Origin of the sequence: Salimicrobium humidisoli (assembly GCF_002295105.1) — a bacterium.
Lineage (GTDB): Bacteria > Bacillota > Bacilli > Bacillales > Halobacillaceae > Salimicrobium > Salimicrobium humidisoli.
In genome coordinates this window covers 1-15,218 of sequence record NZ_NSGH01000015.1, presented here as the reverse complement: position 1 = coordinate 15,218, position 15,218 = coordinate 1, and the positions used below count along the sequence as shown (strand labels likewise).

Here is a 15,218-nt window from a genome sequence, read left to right as displayed (position 1 = left end):
TGCGTTTAACCTTAGAGATGCAGTTTACTGGTAGAGGGGCTGCCTGCCTGAGGAATTTCGGTTGGACTTCTGTCTGACCGGGGTTTCGACGTTTTGAAGGAGGTTTTTGTGTAAATGATCGAAATTGAGAAACCAAACATTGAAACGGTGGAGATCAGCGATGATTCTACTTTTGGTAAATTCGTCGTCGAGCCGCTTGAGCGTGGGTATGGTACAACACTAGGTAACTCCTTGCGTCGTATCCTATTATCCTCACTTCCCGGTGCCGCTGTGACATCTGTACAAATTGACGGGGTCCTTCATGAATTTTCGACGATCGAAGGTGTCATGGAAGACGTAACCACTGTCGTTTTGAATCTGAAGAAACTTGCTCTGAAGATCTATTCTGATGACGAGAAGACTTTGGAAATCGATGTCCAGGGTGAAGGAAAAGTCACCGCTGCTGATATTACTCATGATAGTGACGTTGAAGTACTGAATCCGGAACTTCACATCGCTACCCTTGATAGTAATACGAATCTGCGTATGCGTATTACAGCTGAAAGCGGTCGAGGATATCGCCCGGCTGAAGGGAACAACCACGAAGATTTACCAATAGGAGTAATTCCGGTTGACTCTATCTTCACCCCTGTATCCCGTGTAACGTATCAGGTGGAGAACACCCGTATCGGGCACATCTCCAACTACGATAAACTTACACTGGATGTATCGACGGATGGTAGCATTCGTCCGGAAGAGGCGATCTCTTTAGGGGCTAAAGTATATATGGAGCATTTGAATATCTTCGTCGGATTGACGGATGAAGCGAAAAATGCCGAAATTATGGTAGAAAAAGAAGAAGACCAGAAAGAAAAAGTTCTTGAGATGACGATCGAAGAACTGGATCTCTCGGTTCGTTCTTACAACTGCCTGAAACGTGCCGGTATCAACACGGTTCAGGAGCTGGCTAATAAGAGTGAAGACGATATGATGAAAGTCCGTAACCTCGGCAGAAAATCGTTGGAAGAAGTTAAGCACAAACTGAATGAACTTAACCTTGGCCTTCGTAAAGAAGACTGACGATAAAGAGGGAACATCTGAAAAGGAGGGTTATCGATGAGAAAACTAGGTCGTAAAACAGAACACCGTGTGGCAATGATGCGCAATCTCACAACGGATCTGATTATCCATGAACGTCTGGAAACAACGGAAGCGAAAGCGAAAGAACTTCGTTCCTCTGTAGAAAAAATGATTACACTTGGTAAGCGTGGCGACTTGCATGCACGCCGCCAGGCAGAGTCGTTCCTTTACAAGCAGGATGCAGACGAAGAAGGAGCCGAAACTGCTCTTCAGAAGCTGTTCTCTGACGTTGGTCCGCGTTATGCAGACCGTCAGGGCGGTTACACTCGTGTATTGAAACTTGATGCGCGTAAAGGTGACGGCGCAAAAATGGCGATTATCGAACTTGTATAAAGTCTGATAATAGCGAAAGGGCAGGACGGTATCTCATTCGTGAGGTTAACTCCAGCCCTTTTTTTGTGCAGGAAGTTAGTTGATTCCCACCCTATTTCCCGGGAAATAGCAAAGAGGAGGCCAGGAAATGAAGGACAGGATAGAATTTGAAGGTGTGACGTTCCGCTACCAGGAAGACGCCCCGCCCGTGTTGAAAGATGTCGATTTTTTCATCGAAAAAGGCGAGTGGGTGGCGATTATCGGTCACAACGGGTCCGGCAAGTCTACGATTGCCAAATTGATGAATGGGCTCCTCTTTGCCGAAAACGGGGAAGTCAGTGTGGACGGTATGAGTGTGAACCCGGACTCTGTGTGGGAAATCAGAAAAAAAGTGGGCATGGTTTTTCAGAACCCCGATAACCAGTTTGTCGGTACGACCGTCCGGGATGATATTGCATTCGGTATGGAAAACCAGGGAGTGCCACGGGAAGAAATGGTGGAGAAAGTAGCCGGAAGTCTGAGAGATGTGCAGATGGAAACCTACGAAAACCACGAACCTCACCGGCTCTCCGGAGGTCAGAAGCAGCGTGTGGCCATTGCTGGAGTACTGGCGATTGCGCCTGATTATATGCTGCTCGATGAGGCTACAGCTATGCTCGATCCGAAAGGTCGTCAGGAAATACTGAAGACGGTTCGGGACGTTCAGGAAAAATCGAATATGTCTCTCGTGACCATTACCCATGACTTACGGGAGATTGTGGCAGCGGACAGGGTAATCGTAATGAACAAAGGGGAAGTGTGGTTTGAAGGCACCCCGCGGGAAGTGTTTGCCCATAAAGACTCCCTTTCCTCCATCGGCCTTGATGTGCCGTTTGTAGCAAAGCTGACGGAGGAGATGAAACAATACGGCGTTTCTTTTCGGAAGGAACCGCTAAATCATGAGGAGATGGTGGAGGAGCTATGGAACTTACATTCAACGAAGTAACATATACATACAGCCCGGGGACGCCGTTTGAATTCAGAGCGCTCGAAAATCTCTCCCTTCATGTGCCTTCGGGCTCGTATACTGCAATCATCGGGCATACCGGATCGGGGAAATCTACGCTTATCCAGCACATTAATGCGCTGTTGCAGCCGACTTCCGGAAGTGTGAAGGTCGGAGATTTCGTCATCGAAGCCGGGAAGAAGAATAAAAATTTACGCAGTCTGCGCGAAAAAACCGGCATCGTTTTTCAGTATCCGGAACACCAACTGTTTGAAGAAACGGTGGAGAAAGATATCGCTTTCGGGCCGAAGAATTTCGGTGTGGATGAGGAAGAAATCAGGGAGCGGGTGGACAAGGCTCTTGAAGCCGTGCAGCTTCCGGAAGATATGAAAGAGAAGTCGCCGTTTGATTTAAGCGGCGGACAGATGAGAAGAGTGGCCATCGCGGGCGTGCTCGCCATGAAGCCGAAAGTGCTCGTTCTGGACGAGCCTACGGCGGGTCTTGATCCGAGGGGTCAGAAAGAAATGATGGATATGTTCTATTCTCTCCATGAGAGTGAGGAACTTACCACCGTACTTGTGACTCACAGTATGGAGGATGCCCTGACGTATGCCGACGAGGTCGTCATTTTGAATGAGGGCAGGAAATACATGCAGGGAGCACCGCTCGATGTGTTCAAAAGAAAAGAAGAACTGCGGCAGGTGCAGCTCGATGTACCGGAAGTGCTCGAGTTCCTGGAGAAGATTGAGAAAGAGTTCGGTGTTTCGATCGAATACAACAAACAGCCCCTTGCTGAATTAGCAAAGGAACTCACATCCCGGCTGGGAAGGAGAGACGATTATGAATAATTCGATGATCATCGGGCAGTATGTCCCGGGTACTTCTCTCATTCATCGATTGGATCCGAGGACGAAAATTCTCGTTATTTTCTTTTTCGTCATTATCGTATTCTTTGCTAATTCCGTGTGGAGCTACAGTATTCTCACCGCCTTCGCCATAGGGACGGCTCTTGCCACGAGAGTCCCTCTGTCGTTTATTGTGAAAGGCCTGAAGCCCGTATGGTTTCTGATCGTTTTCACTTTCCTCCTGCACCTGTTTGTCTCAAGGCAGGGGGATATACTATTCTCGGTGCTCGGCTTTCCGTTTTATGAAGAGTCACTGATCCAGGGCGGGACGCTGTCCTTGCGTTTTTTCCTGCTTATTCTGTTCACGTCGTTACTGACGTTGACGACGTCTCCGATAGAAATTACGGATGCTATCGAGTATCTGCTTCATCCGTTGAAGAAACTGCGCTTCCCTGTCCACGAACTGGCACTGATGATGTCGATCTCCCTGCGTTTTATTCCGACACTTATGCAGGAAGCGGAGAAGATATCAAAAGCCCAGGCTTCCCGGGGTGTGGACTTCCGTACCGGGAGTCTGAAAGACAGGATGAGCGCCGTCATCCCGCTCCTCATCCCTCTGTTTGTCAGTGCATTCAAGCGTGCCGAAGAGCTCGCGATGGCGATGGAAGCAAGAGGGTATCAGGGCGGGGAGGGCCGGACGAAAATCCGGGCCCTGCTTTTCCGGAAAAAAGATTACATCGTGTTTTTCTTCTTCTGTCTCGTTATGGCGGCCACGATAGGAACGAGGGTGTGAAATGTAATGAAACGGGTAAAATGTACAGTGGAATACGACGGCACCGGCTATTCGGGCTTTCAGATCCAGCCCAACGGAAAAACGGTGCAGGAAGAACTGGAGAAGGCGCTCCGGACTATGCATAAAGGAGAACACGTGCGCATCATCGCTTCCGGGCGTACGGATGCCGGCGTCCATGCCAAAGGTCAGGTCTTCCATTTCGATACTTCTCTTGCAGTGCCTGAGAATCGCTGGGTTAGGGCGCTTGAGACCCTGCTTCCTTCTGATATTTATGTCAAGCAGGCAGAATACGTGGAAGAAAGTTTCCACGCCCAGTTCGACGTCAAAGAGAAAGAGTATCGTTATTATGTAAGACCGGTCCGTTCCCGGGACGTGTTCCGAAGGAGAACGGTCTATCATCACCCCCGGAATCTTGATATGGAAAAAATGCAGGAAGCCGTCAAACAGTTTGTCGGCACCCACGATTTCACCGCTTTCTGCTCGGCGAAGACTACGCTGAAAGGAAACAAAATCCGTACGGTGTCCCGGGCAGAATTGAATGTAATAGGGGAAGAGCTGGAGTTCATCGTAAGAGGGAACGGCTTTTTGTACAATATGGTCCGGATTATGATGGGTACACTGCTTGAGATCGGGGAAGGGAAAAAAGAAATCGATACGATACCCCGGGCTCTTGTGGAACACAACCGCAGGCTCGCAGGTTTCACGACCCCCGGTCACGGCCTGTTTTTGTGGGAAGTGAGCTACTGATATTCTTTCCGGAAAAAAAGCAACGAATCCTGGTGTGCCTATTGACATTTGGTATGAAAATGTTATATGATATCTTGTGGCATTTAATTTCTATACCACGATTAGCCCCGGAAACTAATCGTATTGAAATATAAATCGAATCAGAGTAAAAATCTAATGAAAAATCAGGAGGGAACCCGACATGCGTACAACATTCATGGCTAATGAAGCAAACGTGGAACGCAAATGGTATGTTGTGGATGCAGCTGGACAGACACTTGGTCGTCTATCTACTGAAGTTGCTTCCATCCTTCGCGGAAAGCACAAAGCGACATACACTCCACACGTTGACACTGGCGATCACGTAATTATTATTAATGCAGAGAAAATCGAACTTTCAGGAAACAAGTGGCAGGATAAGAAATATTACCGTCACTCCAATCACCCAGGTGGTTTGAAAGTCCGTTCCGCTAACGAAATGCGCGAGAAATTCCCTGAGCGTATGCTGGAGAAATCCATCAAAGGCATGCTTCCAAAAGGAAGTCTCGGACGTAAGATGAGCAAAAAACTTCATGTTTATGCAGGTGAAGATCATAAGCACGAAGCACAACAACCAGAAGTTTACGAACTTCGCGGCTAATCACAGCTAATAATAAAGGAGGTAATTAAGAGTGGCACAAGTACAATACTCCGGCACGGGACGTCGTAAGAAGTCTACAGCTCGCGTACGTCTAGTCCCAGGTACCGGCCAGGTAATCGTAAATAAAACTGATGCACAGGACTATTTCCCATTGGAAACTCTTCGTAAGATTTTGAACCAGCCTCTTGTCGTTACAGAAACACAAGGAAACTACGACGTTTACGCAAACGTTGACGGCGGTGGATTTACAGGTCAGGCAGGTGCGATCCGTCACGGTGTAGCACGTGCGCTTCTCGAAGCGGACCCTGAATACCGTACTCCACTGAAACGCGCTGGATTCCTTACTCGTGATGCACGTATGAAAGAGCGTAAGAAATACGGTCTTAAGAAAGCACGTCGTGCACCACAGTTCTCCAAGCGTTAAGAAACCTTATATATCAAGGGTTTGCCCTCTTTGCTCTTATCGAGCAGGGAGGGCTTTTTTGCGTCAAAATACAGAACATATTACCTGTCGCTAAAATTTATCTTCTCCTGGGATATTTCATCTGTGTTTCCTCTTCGCTTCATATGTCCGCCGGTGTAAATAGTTACCGGCATTCGATCGGGAATCCAGCTGAGAGCCCCTGACAAATTTGCGTAATGATTGATATACTGTAGTTAAACAGCATTGGACCGTATGGTGGAATGATTACTTTGGAAAAGGCTGTCAGCGAAGAACGATAAAACGAACATTAGGAGAATACTAATGACTTCGCAACCTGGAGCAAAAAGGTCAAAGTCCCGACGCAAAAAAAGGATTTTCAGACGAATCGGTTTTTCCTTCGGCATTTCGGCAGTCATTTTTTTAATTGTGGTGTTTAGTATGGTACTGTTCAGCAAGACGGACGTTCCGAACGGAGACGACGGTGATCTAAGTTTTGATACGCTTCAAACAAACGAAAACAAACTGCCCTCCCTGCAGCAATATACGGCACGGGACGGGGAAAAGTTGTCCTACCGCTATTACGGGGCAGAGACCGATAAAACGATTATCCTCCTGCACGGATCCGCCTACCACAGCAGCTATCTTCAACCACTGGCCAGTCACTTATCCGAAAACGATGTTGCAAACGTCTATACTCCCGACTTCCGTGGGCACGGGCCACAGACGGAAAACAGAGGGGAGGCAGACTATATCGGTCAGCTTGAAGACGATATCAATGACTTCGTAAAGTATATCCGGAGCCAGCAGGAAGGTCCTCTTTTATTAGGTGGTCACTCAAGCGGTGGAGGAACAGTCATCCGGTATGCCGGAGGTGAGAATGAGCCGGTCGATGGCTATCTGATGCTATCCCCCTTCATCCACCACACGGCACCGACCTATCGCCCGGACAGTGAGTGGAGCAACGTTAATATGCCGCGTATGATCGGCTTGAGTATCTTAAATACGTTTGGTATTACGGTACTAAATCACAAAGATGTTATTTCATTCAATATGCCTGAGGCCGTCAGGGATGGTACGGAAACATTGCGCTATAACTATGCTTTGCAAATTTCCATGCACGCCCGCAATGATTACGGAAAAGATATTGCGAGTTTGGAGGAACCATCTTTTGTCATGATTGGTACCGATGATCACATCTCCAAACCGGAGGCATTCCAACCGTTATTCAACGAGTATTCACCGAAAACAAAGGTGAGCCTTTTACCGGATGTTTCCCATTTTGATGTCGTAACAAAGAATACTGCCCACAAAATGATTGCCGAGTGGCTTGATCATTACGACGGTCCCTGATCACGATTTTCAAATGCACAGACACAACTATAGCTGAGAGTCATGGCAAATAGAAGCGGGTTGTCTAACAAACAATACCCCCTTTCCCAAACAGCGTCGGGAAAGGGGGTATAAAGTGATTTGAAAAAGAGGAGTTGCTCTTTGTTTATTGGCTGTTCTTATTTTTAATCCTGCTCAGCAAATCTTCCGCCTCCTGCCGACGGCTTTTCGTTTCTTCTCTCAAAGGTCGATAGGTGTTTTTGTTTCCCGAGGTGATTTCCTCGACAATGTCCCCTTCCTCCACTTCTCCGGTGAAAGAACTTACGGGCACATCTTTTTCCACCGTTTCCTTACCTTTCTTCAACAGGACGGCTATGTTTCCTTCGAAGCGGTCGATGGTGTACTTGTTCATTGTGTCAGCTCCTATAAAGTGATGTAAGGCTTCATTTTATTAAGCGTGGCCGCTCCTATATATTTTACGTTGTCCAGTTCCCCAATACTTTGAAAAGGACCGTTGGCGTTGCGGTAGTCGATGATATACCCGGCAATGGAAGGGCCTATTCCGTCAATCGATTGAAGTGTTTCAGCATCGGCGGTATTAACGTTGACCGTGTCTGTGCTACCGTCGTTCTGGTTTCCGTCCGTTCCACAATTGTCCGTCCCGTTGAAAGGAGAGCTGTTCACATCGAAACTCTGTCCGTCCGTCGTTACCGTAATCGTTCCGGTGTCACACGTGGAGTAAAGTTCGGCTCCGAAATTACGCATATGATTCACTACGGTTTCATCCGGATGGCCATAGTGGTTCGGGCCGTAGGACAGAACACCGACCTCGGCATCGACCGCCTCGGCCCACGCCCGGGATGTGGAAGTGGATGCTCCGTGGTGGCCGAGCTTAAGAATCTCTGCCTCCACGTCGTATTGACCGATCATTTCCTGTTCTATGTCCGTGGAAGCATCTCCGGCGAGCATATAATCGATACTTCCGTGAGAAGCTTTCAGGACGATAGAAGACTCGTTATTGTCGCCAGAGCCGTCTTTGGCGTTCAGCACCTGAATATCGAGCACGTCATCGAATTTCGGCATGGCGCCTTCTTTCGCTTCCTGGAACGGAATATTTTTCTGGTCGATAACGCTCAGGTATTCCATGTACGTATCCGTCGTGTGGGTCTTTCCGCTGTCCAGAACTTTCTTCACGTTCACCTGCTTCAGAACGTCGATCAGACCGCCGATATGGTCGGCGTCCGGGTGCGTAGCGACAAGTAAGTCTATAGTAGTAATGCCTTCTGCAGCTAAGTAGTTCACCACTTCTTCCCCGGCTGATTTTCTGCCGCCGTCTATCAGCATATTCTTTCCGGACGGGGATTCCAGCAGAATACTATCTCCCTGCCCCACGTCGATGAAATGTGCTTTGAAATCATCAAGGGTACGGAAGTCAGGATTTATGGTAGCGGAAAGAACTTTCGCAAATTGTGCCCGTGTAATATCGTTGCGGGGTTTAAAAGTGCCGTCCGGAAACCCGTTTATAATGTTCTGAGTATACAGATCCAGTATGCTCTCCGTGGCCCAGGAGACTTCTTTGGCGTCGTTTATGCCGCCTCTTTCTCCATTCCTGTCGATACTGTAGGCGCGATCGACCATGACGGAGGCCTCCGCTCTGCTTATGTTGTCCTCAGGGCGAACTTTATTATTGTATCCTTCCAGGATGTTCTTTTCGTAAGCTATCGCCACTTCGTCGTAGTAGTACCTATGGTTGCTTAAATCTGTAAAGGGAGGGGCGGATTGAGGAGTCGCCTCCGGATAAAGCTCACGTACAAGCATGACAGCGACGTCGGCTCTCGTTATCTTTTCCCCCGGTTTAAATACGTTGCCGGGATAGCCGTTGATGACCCCTTCCCCCGAAAGGTACCGGATTTCTTCTTTGGCCCAGCCGACCCCGTCGATATCACTGAACGAACCGGCATTTACGGCGGGGGCGTTAAGTGAAAACAGCACAGCAAGTAAAAAAAGCTTAGGTAAGATTTTCTTCATTTGCTTAACATCCTCCTTTTCGTTTATCTCGATTATAAGGTAAATTAGGAGGGATTTGTTAGAGATAGATATAATTTACTGCGTAATTTTCAATTTCTTATGTATGTAACGTGTCAAAAATCAAATTCTGCCTGTGAAGCGGAGAGCGTCCTGTTCCGCTCATGTTTCTCTTTTATGGTAAGATAGGATGGAGAATGCAAAAGGAGGGGCAGCCGTTGAAAATCGTAACTTTCTGGAACAGAGATACATGGTCACCGGGAGTGTACACCGATGAAGGAGTGCGTGACTTCTCGGGTAAAGTGAGCACCGTACCCGAACTTCTCATCTGGCTTGACCGGGATAAGGAAGCCGTACATACATACGCCACAGAGGCTCCACTTATCAGCGAAACGACACTGGGCCCCTGCGTGGATCGTCCGGAGAAGATCATCTGCAGCGGACTGAACTACGAGAAACATGCGGAACGCTCCGGAATGGAAGCACCCGCCTATCCGCTTCTGTTCAATAAGTTCGCGAATGCCCTGACAGGTTCCCACACGGCTGTGGTGATTCCTGCCGACGCAAAAGAAATGGATTATGAAGCGGAGCTCGCTATCGTTATCGGGAAGCAGGCGAAACACGTCAGCAAAGAAGAGGCGTTCGATTACGTAGCGGGCTACGCCCCGGCGAACGACCTGTCTGCCCGGGACCTGCAGTTCCGGACGAAGCAGTGGCTTGTCGGTAAATCGCCGGACGGCTTCTGCCCGATCGGTCCATATCTCACTACCGCCGATGAAGCGGGAGATCCCGACCATCTTCAGATTCAGTGTCGGATGAACGGGGAACTTCGTCAGGATTCGAACACTTCCGATCTCATTTTCGACTGTGCTACGCTGATCAGCTACATTTCCACCTACATGACGCTTCAGCCGGGGGACGTTATTCTTACCGGTACGCCTGAGGGAGTCATCATGGAACTGGATGATAAACGATGGCTTGAGGACGGGGACGAGGTTGAAGTATCGATCGAAGGACTCGGGACGCTGGTAAATACGATGAAGAGAGGATAAGTTGACGGGTGCTACAGTCGTCAGCTTTTCTTTTTGTTATGCATGAACCGGATCAAAGGAAAGGAGGAGAGGACGATGGCCTGGGGATTACGTCTTACCGTAATTTTATATGCTGTTTTACATTTTTATACTTATTTTAACCCGCAGTCCTCTCTGCTGCCGCTATTGGCCGTGACCGGGGGCGGACTGTTTCTATTCGCATTCCTCCAGTACGGCATCGGGCGCTTCAAACTCCCGCTGCTTCTGTTCATCACTTCGCTCGTCATCACTGTCGCTTCCGACCATACGATAATGGAAAGTATGGAGGAGGGGTTTCTGACGATGCGCGGAATCATAGGTCTCCTGATCATCATACCTTTCATAAGTATCGTCCTCAGGGAAGAGGATTATTTATCCGCAATCCTCCAGTCCGTCCCGAGGATGATCGATTCCGCGGGGAAACTGTATATCGGTCTGACGTTTTTTACCCAGGTGATCGCCCATTTCCTCCTGTTCGGCGTCATCCCGATGCTTTATGAATTCGTGAGTGATTTCCTGAAAAACAGAAGCGGGGAAGGCTGGGAGCGGTTTAAGAGTACCGCCCTTCTGCGCGGCTTCGGGCTTTCCACCCTTTGGGTGATCAGTATCCCGAGCTTCATTTTTGCTGTGGAGACGATGGAGGCTAACTTATGGCTTGCGATGCTTCAGGGTTTCTTTATTGCCATGGTCGGTACCGGCATCGCCTTTCTCTTTTCGAAACGTGAAGAAAAGAAATCCGGAATTTCGATGACAGCAGGGGTGCAGGAGGAATTGAGCGAAGTTCTTCATCAAAAGATGGAAGGAAGCAGGGAGAGGACTTTCGAGTTCCTCGTTCTTTTCGCTTCTCTTTTTGGACCGATTTTCCTTCTTCACGCTATATTTGCGACCGATCTGATGGTTACCATTCCACTTGTCATCATAATATGGAGTCTGCTTTATTATGTAGTGAAACGGAAAAGTGGAAAGCTCTGGCAGGAAGTGAAAAGGTTCGTAGTGGAAGATACGCCCGGAAAAGGGTATCAGCTCAGCATTATGCTCAGTGTCGGTACCCTCATTTATTCTTTGAATCAGACGGGTTTTGCCGAAAATGCCGTAGCTCTTCTTGAAGTGGTGGAGGGACAGGTGCCGGTCATGAACTTCCTGAGCCTGTTACCGTTTATTGTAGTATTCCTCGGGTTTACGGGGCTCGGTCCTCTGACGGTAATGGTACTGGTGGCCGGTATTCTGACCAGTATCGATCTACCTTATCCGCCTGAGCTGATTGTTCTATCTGTCACTACAGGGAGTGTAATTTCCATTATCCTGTCTCCGATCATCCTGCCGGCTATTGCTTTGAGCGGATCGAACGGCATCAATTCATTCCGGAACAGTATCGTTTACAACTGGAAATTTTCTCTCGTCTTTTATGCCGCGGCTCAAGTTTACGTGCAGAGTGCCGCCTATTTCGTAACATAGTTCTGGAGGAAACATCATGACAAAAATCCTGTATTTCATCATTATCGTTACATTCATGGATACATTCGTACAGCTGCCGATCATCTCCCCTTTCGCTGTGGAGCTTGGAGCCGGAGAAGTGATGGCCGGTCTGATTGTAGGGATCTACTCCTTCTCCAACATGTTCGGGAATATTATCGGAGGATACGGCGTGGATCGTCTCGGGCGGAAGAGAGTACTTCTGTTTGCGATGTTTTTCGTATTCTTCCTTCTTCTCGGCTATCCGCTCGTGACGACAGACGGGCAGCTGCTTGCTCTTCGCTTCGTTCACGGCCTGTTCGGAGGGATTCTCATCCCGGCATCTTTTGCCATAGTGGGGGACCTTACCCGGAGGAGAAACGGAGAGGCTTCGATGGCTTACACGGGGGCGGCTATCGGAATTGCCGCCATTGCAGGCCCGGCAATCGGAGGGATTGTAGCAGCCCGTTCGGAAATCTACTACGTGTTCCTTTTTGTGGCGGCACTTTTTCTGATCGCTTTTTTCCTCGGCTGGAAGTTCGTTCCCGTAACCCTGCCCGAAGAGAAAAAAGAAAGCAGTGCCCGGGAAGGATTCGGAGCACTTCTGAAAAATAAAACGTTATGGCAGGCCTCAGGCGCCGCTTTCGCTCTTATGGTAAGTAACGGGACGCTCGCTTTTGCGCTTCCGTTTCAAGTGGAGAGTTTCGGTTTTCCTTCTTCTCTCGCCGGGGTGTTCTTAAGTGTTTTCGGAATTACGGCTCTCGTTATTTTTATAACTCCCCTGAATCGGATCTACCGGGTGTATTCCCCGCTTCTTCTGGCAGCGGGAGGTCTCGGCATCATCGGAGTGGCGCTGGTCGTTCTTTCGTTTACCGGCAGTGCCGTCTGGACCGTTGTGCTGATGATTATGTACGGTGTCGGCTTCGCCTTTCTTTTTCCGTCGATGAACGAGATGATCGCCCGTTCTTCCGAAGATTCGGAAAGAGGAAAAGCGTACGGGATCTTTTACGCCTTCTTCTCGCTCGGAGTAGTGGCCGGATCTTCCGGAGCAGGGATACTGGAGAGATGGACCGGAGTACCATTTCTGATAACCGGCGGTTTCATGATTGCAGTCGGAGCGGCGCTGGTAGTAAGCGGGAAGGCTTCCCGCCGCTCTTTCTGATTTTTTGAAAGAAAGCCCCGGAAGATATAAGCAAATTACTTAGAAAGCGTTTCACATATGTTATACTACGACTAGTGATTATAAAAGGATGGTGAACGACTTGGTAACAGAGGAAAGAATAAGAGAAATTCTGGAATCCATCGAGGATCCGTTTTTACATAAAACGTTCAAGGAAACAGAAGGGATACAGGAAATCAAGGTGAAGGAAGAGAAGGAACACGTCAGTGTAAAACTTCTTATCGCCAAGACGAACACCGCTGAACAGATGGAACTGCAGCAAAGTATCGTCAATAAAATCAAGAGTGAGGGAGCGGCGACGGTCGGTCTTCGTTTCGATCAGCTCCCGGAAGAGACGCTTGAGAAGTTTCAGCCTGCAGCAGAACAGGAAAAGGAAGCGAACCTTCTCGGTCAGACAGGGACTAAGTTTCTTACGATCGCAAGCGGGAAGGGCGGCGTAGGTAAATCTACGGTGACAGTGAACCTGGCTGTTGCGCTGGCCCGTCTCGGCAAAAAAGTCGGTATCATCGATGCGGACATCTACGGCTTCAGTGTACCGGACATGATGGGTGTGGAAAAACGTCCGGTCGTACGCGGGGAGAAGATCATTCCGGTGGAACGCTTTGATGTGAAGCTCGTATCCATGGGCTTCTTCGTGGAAGATAACTCTCCTATTATCTGGCGTGGCCCGATGCTCGGTAAAATGCTTACAAGTTTCTTCAAGGAAGTGGAGTGGGGCGATCTCGACTATCTCCTTCTCGACCTGCCGCCGGGAACCGGAGACGTGGCACTGGATGTGCACTCCATGCTTCCTACTTCAAAAGAAATAATTGTAACGACGCCTCACCCGACAGCTGCCTTCGTCGCAGCGCGTGCCGGTCAGATGGCGATCCAGACCGAGCATGAAATTCTTGGAATCATCGAAAACATGGCGTATTTCGAAAGTAAGGAGACCGGGAACAAAGAGTTCGTCTTCGGTCGCGGGGGCGGCGTGAAGCTTGCCGAACAGCTCAAAACGGGCGTTCTTGGCCACATTCCGCTGCAGCAGCCGTACGAAGAAGAGGACATCTTTGCACCTTCCGTTTATCAGGAAGATCACCCGACCGGGGTCATCTACCGGAACATTGCTGCTAAAGTTATAGACAGCTACGAAGATTAAAGATACAGTTCAAAGCGTAAAGCCGGGAGTGTCTTCCGGCTTTACGCTTTCTTTTTATGAAAGAAGGATCGTAATTTTGAACATTTTGTGCGAGTAACCAAAAATCTTCCGCTTCGTGATAGAATATTTGAAGGTATGAAACAACAGTTTAGGGGGCAGCAATGTGAATTCTCGCAAATGGGTTCGGATGTTTATGACGACGCTGGCGCTCGGAGGTACAGTAGTCCTGATAGCCAGCTTCTTTTTTCGGGCGGATGCTTATATGGAAGCACTGGATCCACTTCAGATAGGGGAACTGTTCGGTGTGCTCATCTTTTTCCTCGGGTACGGTCTGATATTCAGTGTAATCAGTCAAATGGGTTTTTTCGCATACTTAATGATCAATCAGTTTGCTACCGGTATGTTTCGCGGGTTCTGGCGGCCGCTGCAGGCGTTTTTAATTATTTTCACTCTGTTCGACCTTGTATATTTCCGTTATCTGGCTTCGGATGACGGGAACATCTGGGGATATCTCGCTACGGCGGCCGGTCTCCTCGTGGCGTCCTACCTGGTAGCAAAAAGGAAAGTATATGAAACGAATAAAACAGCTTTCCTTCCGGCAATGTTTTTTATGACAGTCATTACGACGGTGGAGTGGCTGCCGGGACTTTATCTTGATGACAGTGCCTATACATGGCTGATGATTATCGGGCTTTTTGTATGTAACTCTTATCAGCTTCTGTTGCTGCATCGCCTGGTCGGAACCGCAAAAGAGGCGTAACGTCTCCTTTGCGGTTTTTCTCATCCTTGCCGGAATTAAAGACTTCCACCGAAGGATGGAGAGAAGAAATTAACAAAAAATATTACAAAGGTATTGCGTTTCGAAATGGAACTGTGCTATATTATTAAACGTTGTCGGGAAAGACGAAGGCAACACAACAGAAAAACGACTGAATCTAAAAAAAGTGTTGACTTCATCAAGTCAGGCTGATATATTAGGTTTTGTCGCAAAAAAGACATCGATCTTTGAAAACTGAACAATGTTTTATGCCATGCGTCAATTTTTTGAACGAATTATGATTGAGCTAATCAATCTCTTTTATGGAGAGTTTGATCCTGGCTCAGGACGAACGCTGGCGGCGTGCCTAATACATGCAAGTCGAGCGCGGGAAGCGAGCTGAAGCCCTTCGGGGCGGACGCT

The 15,218-nt window shown here is 48.5% G+C and carries 16 protein-coding genes and 1 rRNA gene; 15 read left to right on the top strand and 2 right to left on the bottom strand.

The window, feature by feature from the left end; all coding sequences use genetic code 11:
• Nucleotides 1-114 precede the first annotated feature (114 nt).
• The 9 genes from CKW00_RS09820 (at nucleotide 115) to CKW00_RS09780 (ending at nucleotide 7,194) form a co-directional block, all read left to right on the top strand.
• On the top strand, nucleotides 115-1,059 hold the full coding sequence (locus CKW00_RS09820; RefSeq protein WP_008592576.1) for a DNA-directed RNA polymerase subunit alpha: 945 nt from the start codon (nucleotides 115-117) through the stop codon (nucleotides 1,057-1,059).
• Between the two features lie 36 nt (nucleotides 1,060-1,095).
• Nucleotides 1,096-1,452 (top strand): 50S ribosomal protein L17, encoded by a 357-nt coding sequence (rplQ, locus tag CKW00_RS09815; RefSeq protein ID WP_008592578.1) that lies wholly within the window; start codon nucleotides 1,096-1,098, stop codon nucleotides 1,450-1,452.
• A gap of 127 nt (nucleotides 1,453-1,579) precedes the next feature.
• Nucleotides 1,580-2,416 carry an energy-coupling factor ABC transporter ATP-binding protein gene (locus CKW00_RS09810; RefSeq protein WP_095822428.1) on the top strand — a complete coding sequence of 279 codons (837 nt, stop codon included), beginning with the start codon at nucleotides 1,580-1,582 and terminating at the stop codon, nucleotides 2,414-2,416.
• Nucleotides 2,392-3,264 carry an energy-coupling factor ABC transporter ATP-binding protein gene (locus tag CKW00_RS09805; RefSeq protein ID WP_095822427.1) on the top strand — a complete coding sequence of 291 codons (873 nt, stop codon included), beginning with the start codon at nucleotides 2,392-2,394 and terminating at the stop codon, nucleotides 3,262-3,264. Before CKW00_RS09810 ends, CKW00_RS09805 begins: the two co-directional genes overlap by 25 nt.
• Nucleotides 3,257-4,054, top strand: coding sequence for an energy-coupling factor transporter transmembrane component T family protein (locus CKW00_RS09800; RefSeq protein WP_095822426.1), 798 nt, complete (start codon nucleotides 3,257-3,259; stop codon nucleotides 4,052-4,054). The genes CKW00_RS09805 and CKW00_RS09800 overlap by 8 nt, the downstream gene beginning before the upstream one ends.
• Nucleotides 4,055-4,060: 6 nt before the next feature.
• Complete coding sequence (gene truA / locus CKW00_RS09795) at nucleotides 4,061-4,801, top strand: tRNA pseudouridine(38-40) synthase TruA (protein ID WP_095822425.1); 741 nt, start codon at nucleotides 4,061-4,063, stop codon at nucleotides 4,799-4,801.
• Between the two features lie 181 nt (nucleotides 4,802-4,982).
• Nucleotides 4,983-5,420 carry a 50S ribosomal protein L13 gene (gene rplM / locus CKW00_RS09790; protein WP_095822424.1) on the top strand — a complete coding sequence of 146 codons (438 nt, stop codon included), beginning with the start codon at nucleotides 4,983-4,985 and terminating at the stop codon, nucleotides 5,418-5,420.
• A 31-nt stretch (nucleotides 5,421-5,451) separates the two neighbouring features.
• Nucleotides 5,452-5,844, top strand: coding sequence for a 30S ribosomal protein S9 (gene rpsI, locus CKW00_RS09785; protein WP_008592590.1), 393 nt, complete (start codon nucleotides 5,452-5,454; stop codon nucleotides 5,842-5,844).
• A gap of 321 nt (nucleotides 5,845-6,165) precedes the next feature.
• Nucleotides 6,166-7,194, top strand: a complete 1,029-nt coding sequence (locus CKW00_RS09780) for an alpha/beta hydrolase (RefSeq protein ID WP_095822423.1) — start codon at nucleotides 6,166-6,168, stop codon at nucleotides 7,192-7,194.
• 145 nt (nucleotides 7,195-7,339) lie between these two features.
• Here the strand turns inward: CKW00_RS09780 and CKW00_RS09775 are convergent, their stop codons facing one another.
• Nucleotides 7,340-7,585 carry a DUF3006 domain-containing protein gene (locus CKW00_RS09775; protein ID WP_095822422.1) on the bottom strand — a complete coding sequence of 82 codons (246 nt, stop codon included), beginning with the start codon at nucleotides 7,583-7,585 and terminating at the stop codon, nucleotides 7,340-7,342.
• An 11-nt stretch (nucleotides 7,586-7,596) separates the two neighbouring features.
• Nucleotides 7,597-9,201 carry an S-layer homology domain-containing protein gene (locus CKW00_RS09770; RefSeq protein ID WP_095822421.1) on the bottom strand — a complete coding sequence of 535 codons (1,605 nt, stop codon included), beginning with the start codon at nucleotides 9,199-9,201 and terminating at the stop codon, nucleotides 7,597-7,599.
• Nucleotides 9,202-9,416: 215 nt separating this feature from the next.
• Between CKW00_RS09770 and CKW00_RS09765 the strand changes: the two genes are divergently transcribed.
• The 6 genes from CKW00_RS09765 to CKW00_RS09740 form a co-directional block, all read left to right on the top strand.
• On the top strand, nucleotides 9,417-10,250 hold the full coding sequence (locus tag CKW00_RS09765; protein WP_095822420.1) for a fumarylacetoacetate hydrolase family protein: 834 nt from the start codon (nucleotides 9,417-9,419) through the stop codon (nucleotides 10,248-10,250).
• 75 nt (nucleotides 10,251-10,325) lie between these two features.
• Nucleotides 10,326-11,723 (top strand): hypothetical protein, encoded by a 1,398-nt coding sequence (locus CKW00_RS09760; protein WP_095822419.1) that lies wholly within the window; start codon nucleotides 10,326-10,328, stop codon nucleotides 11,721-11,723.
• Between the two features lie 16 nt (nucleotides 11,724-11,739).
• Nucleotides 11,740-12,882 carry an MFS transporter gene (locus CKW00_RS09755; protein ID WP_095822418.1) on the top strand — a complete coding sequence of 381 codons (1,143 nt, stop codon included), beginning with the start codon at nucleotides 11,740-11,742 and terminating at the stop codon, nucleotides 12,880-12,882.
• A gap of 100 nt (nucleotides 12,883-12,982) precedes the next feature.
• Nucleotides 12,983-14,038 carry an Mrp/NBP35 family ATP-binding protein gene (locus tag CKW00_RS09750; protein ID WP_095822417.1) on the top strand — a complete coding sequence of 352 codons (1,056 nt, stop codon included), beginning with the start codon at nucleotides 12,983-12,985 and terminating at the stop codon, nucleotides 14,036-14,038.
• Nucleotides 14,039-14,201: 163 nt separating this feature from the next.
• A complete protein-coding gene (locus tag CKW00_RS09745; protein ID WP_095822416.1) occupies nucleotides 14,202-14,798 on the top strand; it encodes a KinB-signaling pathway activation protein in 597 nt (198 codons plus the stop codon).
• 317 nt (nucleotides 14,799-15,115) lie between these two features.
• Nucleotides 15,116-15,218 (top strand): 16S ribosomal RNA (locus tag CKW00_RS09740); the annotation flags it as partial.

What these genes read in the sequence shown, in the direction of transcription:
- CKW00_RS09820 (WP_008592576.1), top strand. Translation starts at nt 115, where the DNA reads ATGATCGAAATTGAGAAACCAAACATTGAAACGGTGGAGATCAGCGAT.
- rplQ (WP_008592578.1), top strand. Translation starts at nt 1,096, where the DNA reads ATGAGAAAACTAGGTCGTAAAACAGAACACCGTGTGGCAATGATGCGC.
- CKW00_RS09810 (WP_095822428.1), top strand. Translation starts at nt 1,580, where the DNA reads ATGAAGGACAGGATAGAATTTGAAGGTGTGACGTTCCGCTACCAGGAA.
- CKW00_RS09805 (WP_095822427.1), top strand. Translation starts at nt 2,392, where the DNA reads ATGGAACTTACATTCAACGAAGTAACATATACATACAGCCCGGGGACG.
- CKW00_RS09800 (WP_095822426.1), top strand. Translation starts at nt 3,257, where the DNA reads ATGAATAATTCGATGATCATCGGGCAGTATGTCCCGGGTACTTCTCTC.
- truA (WP_095822425.1), top strand. Translation starts at nt 4,061, where the DNA reads ATGAAACGGGTAAAATGTACAGTGGAATACGACGGCACCGGCTATTCG.
- rplM (WP_095822424.1), top strand. Translation starts at nt 4,983, where the DNA reads ATGCGTACAACATTCATGGCTAATGAAGCAAACGTGGAACGCAAATGG.
- CKW00_RS09780 (WP_095822423.1), top strand. Translation starts at nt 6,166, where the DNA reads ATGACTTCGCAACCTGGAGCAAAAAGGTCAAAGTCCCGACGCAAAAAA.
- CKW00_RS09775 (WP_095822422.1), bottom strand. Translation starts at nt 7,585, where the DNA reads ATGAACAAGTACACCATCGACCGCTTCGAAGGAAACATAGCCGTCCTG.
- CKW00_RS09770 (WP_095822421.1), bottom strand. Translation starts at nt 9,201, where the DNA reads ATGAAGAAAATCTTACCTAAGCTTTTTTTACTTGCTGTGCTGTTTTCA.
- CKW00_RS09760 (WP_095822419.1), top strand. Translation starts at nt 10,326, where the DNA reads ATGGCCTGGGGATTACGTCTTACCGTAATTTTATATGCTGTTTTACAT.
- CKW00_RS09755 (WP_095822418.1), top strand. Translation starts at nt 11,740, where the DNA reads ATGACAAAAATCCTGTATTTCATCATTATCGTTACATTCATGGATACA.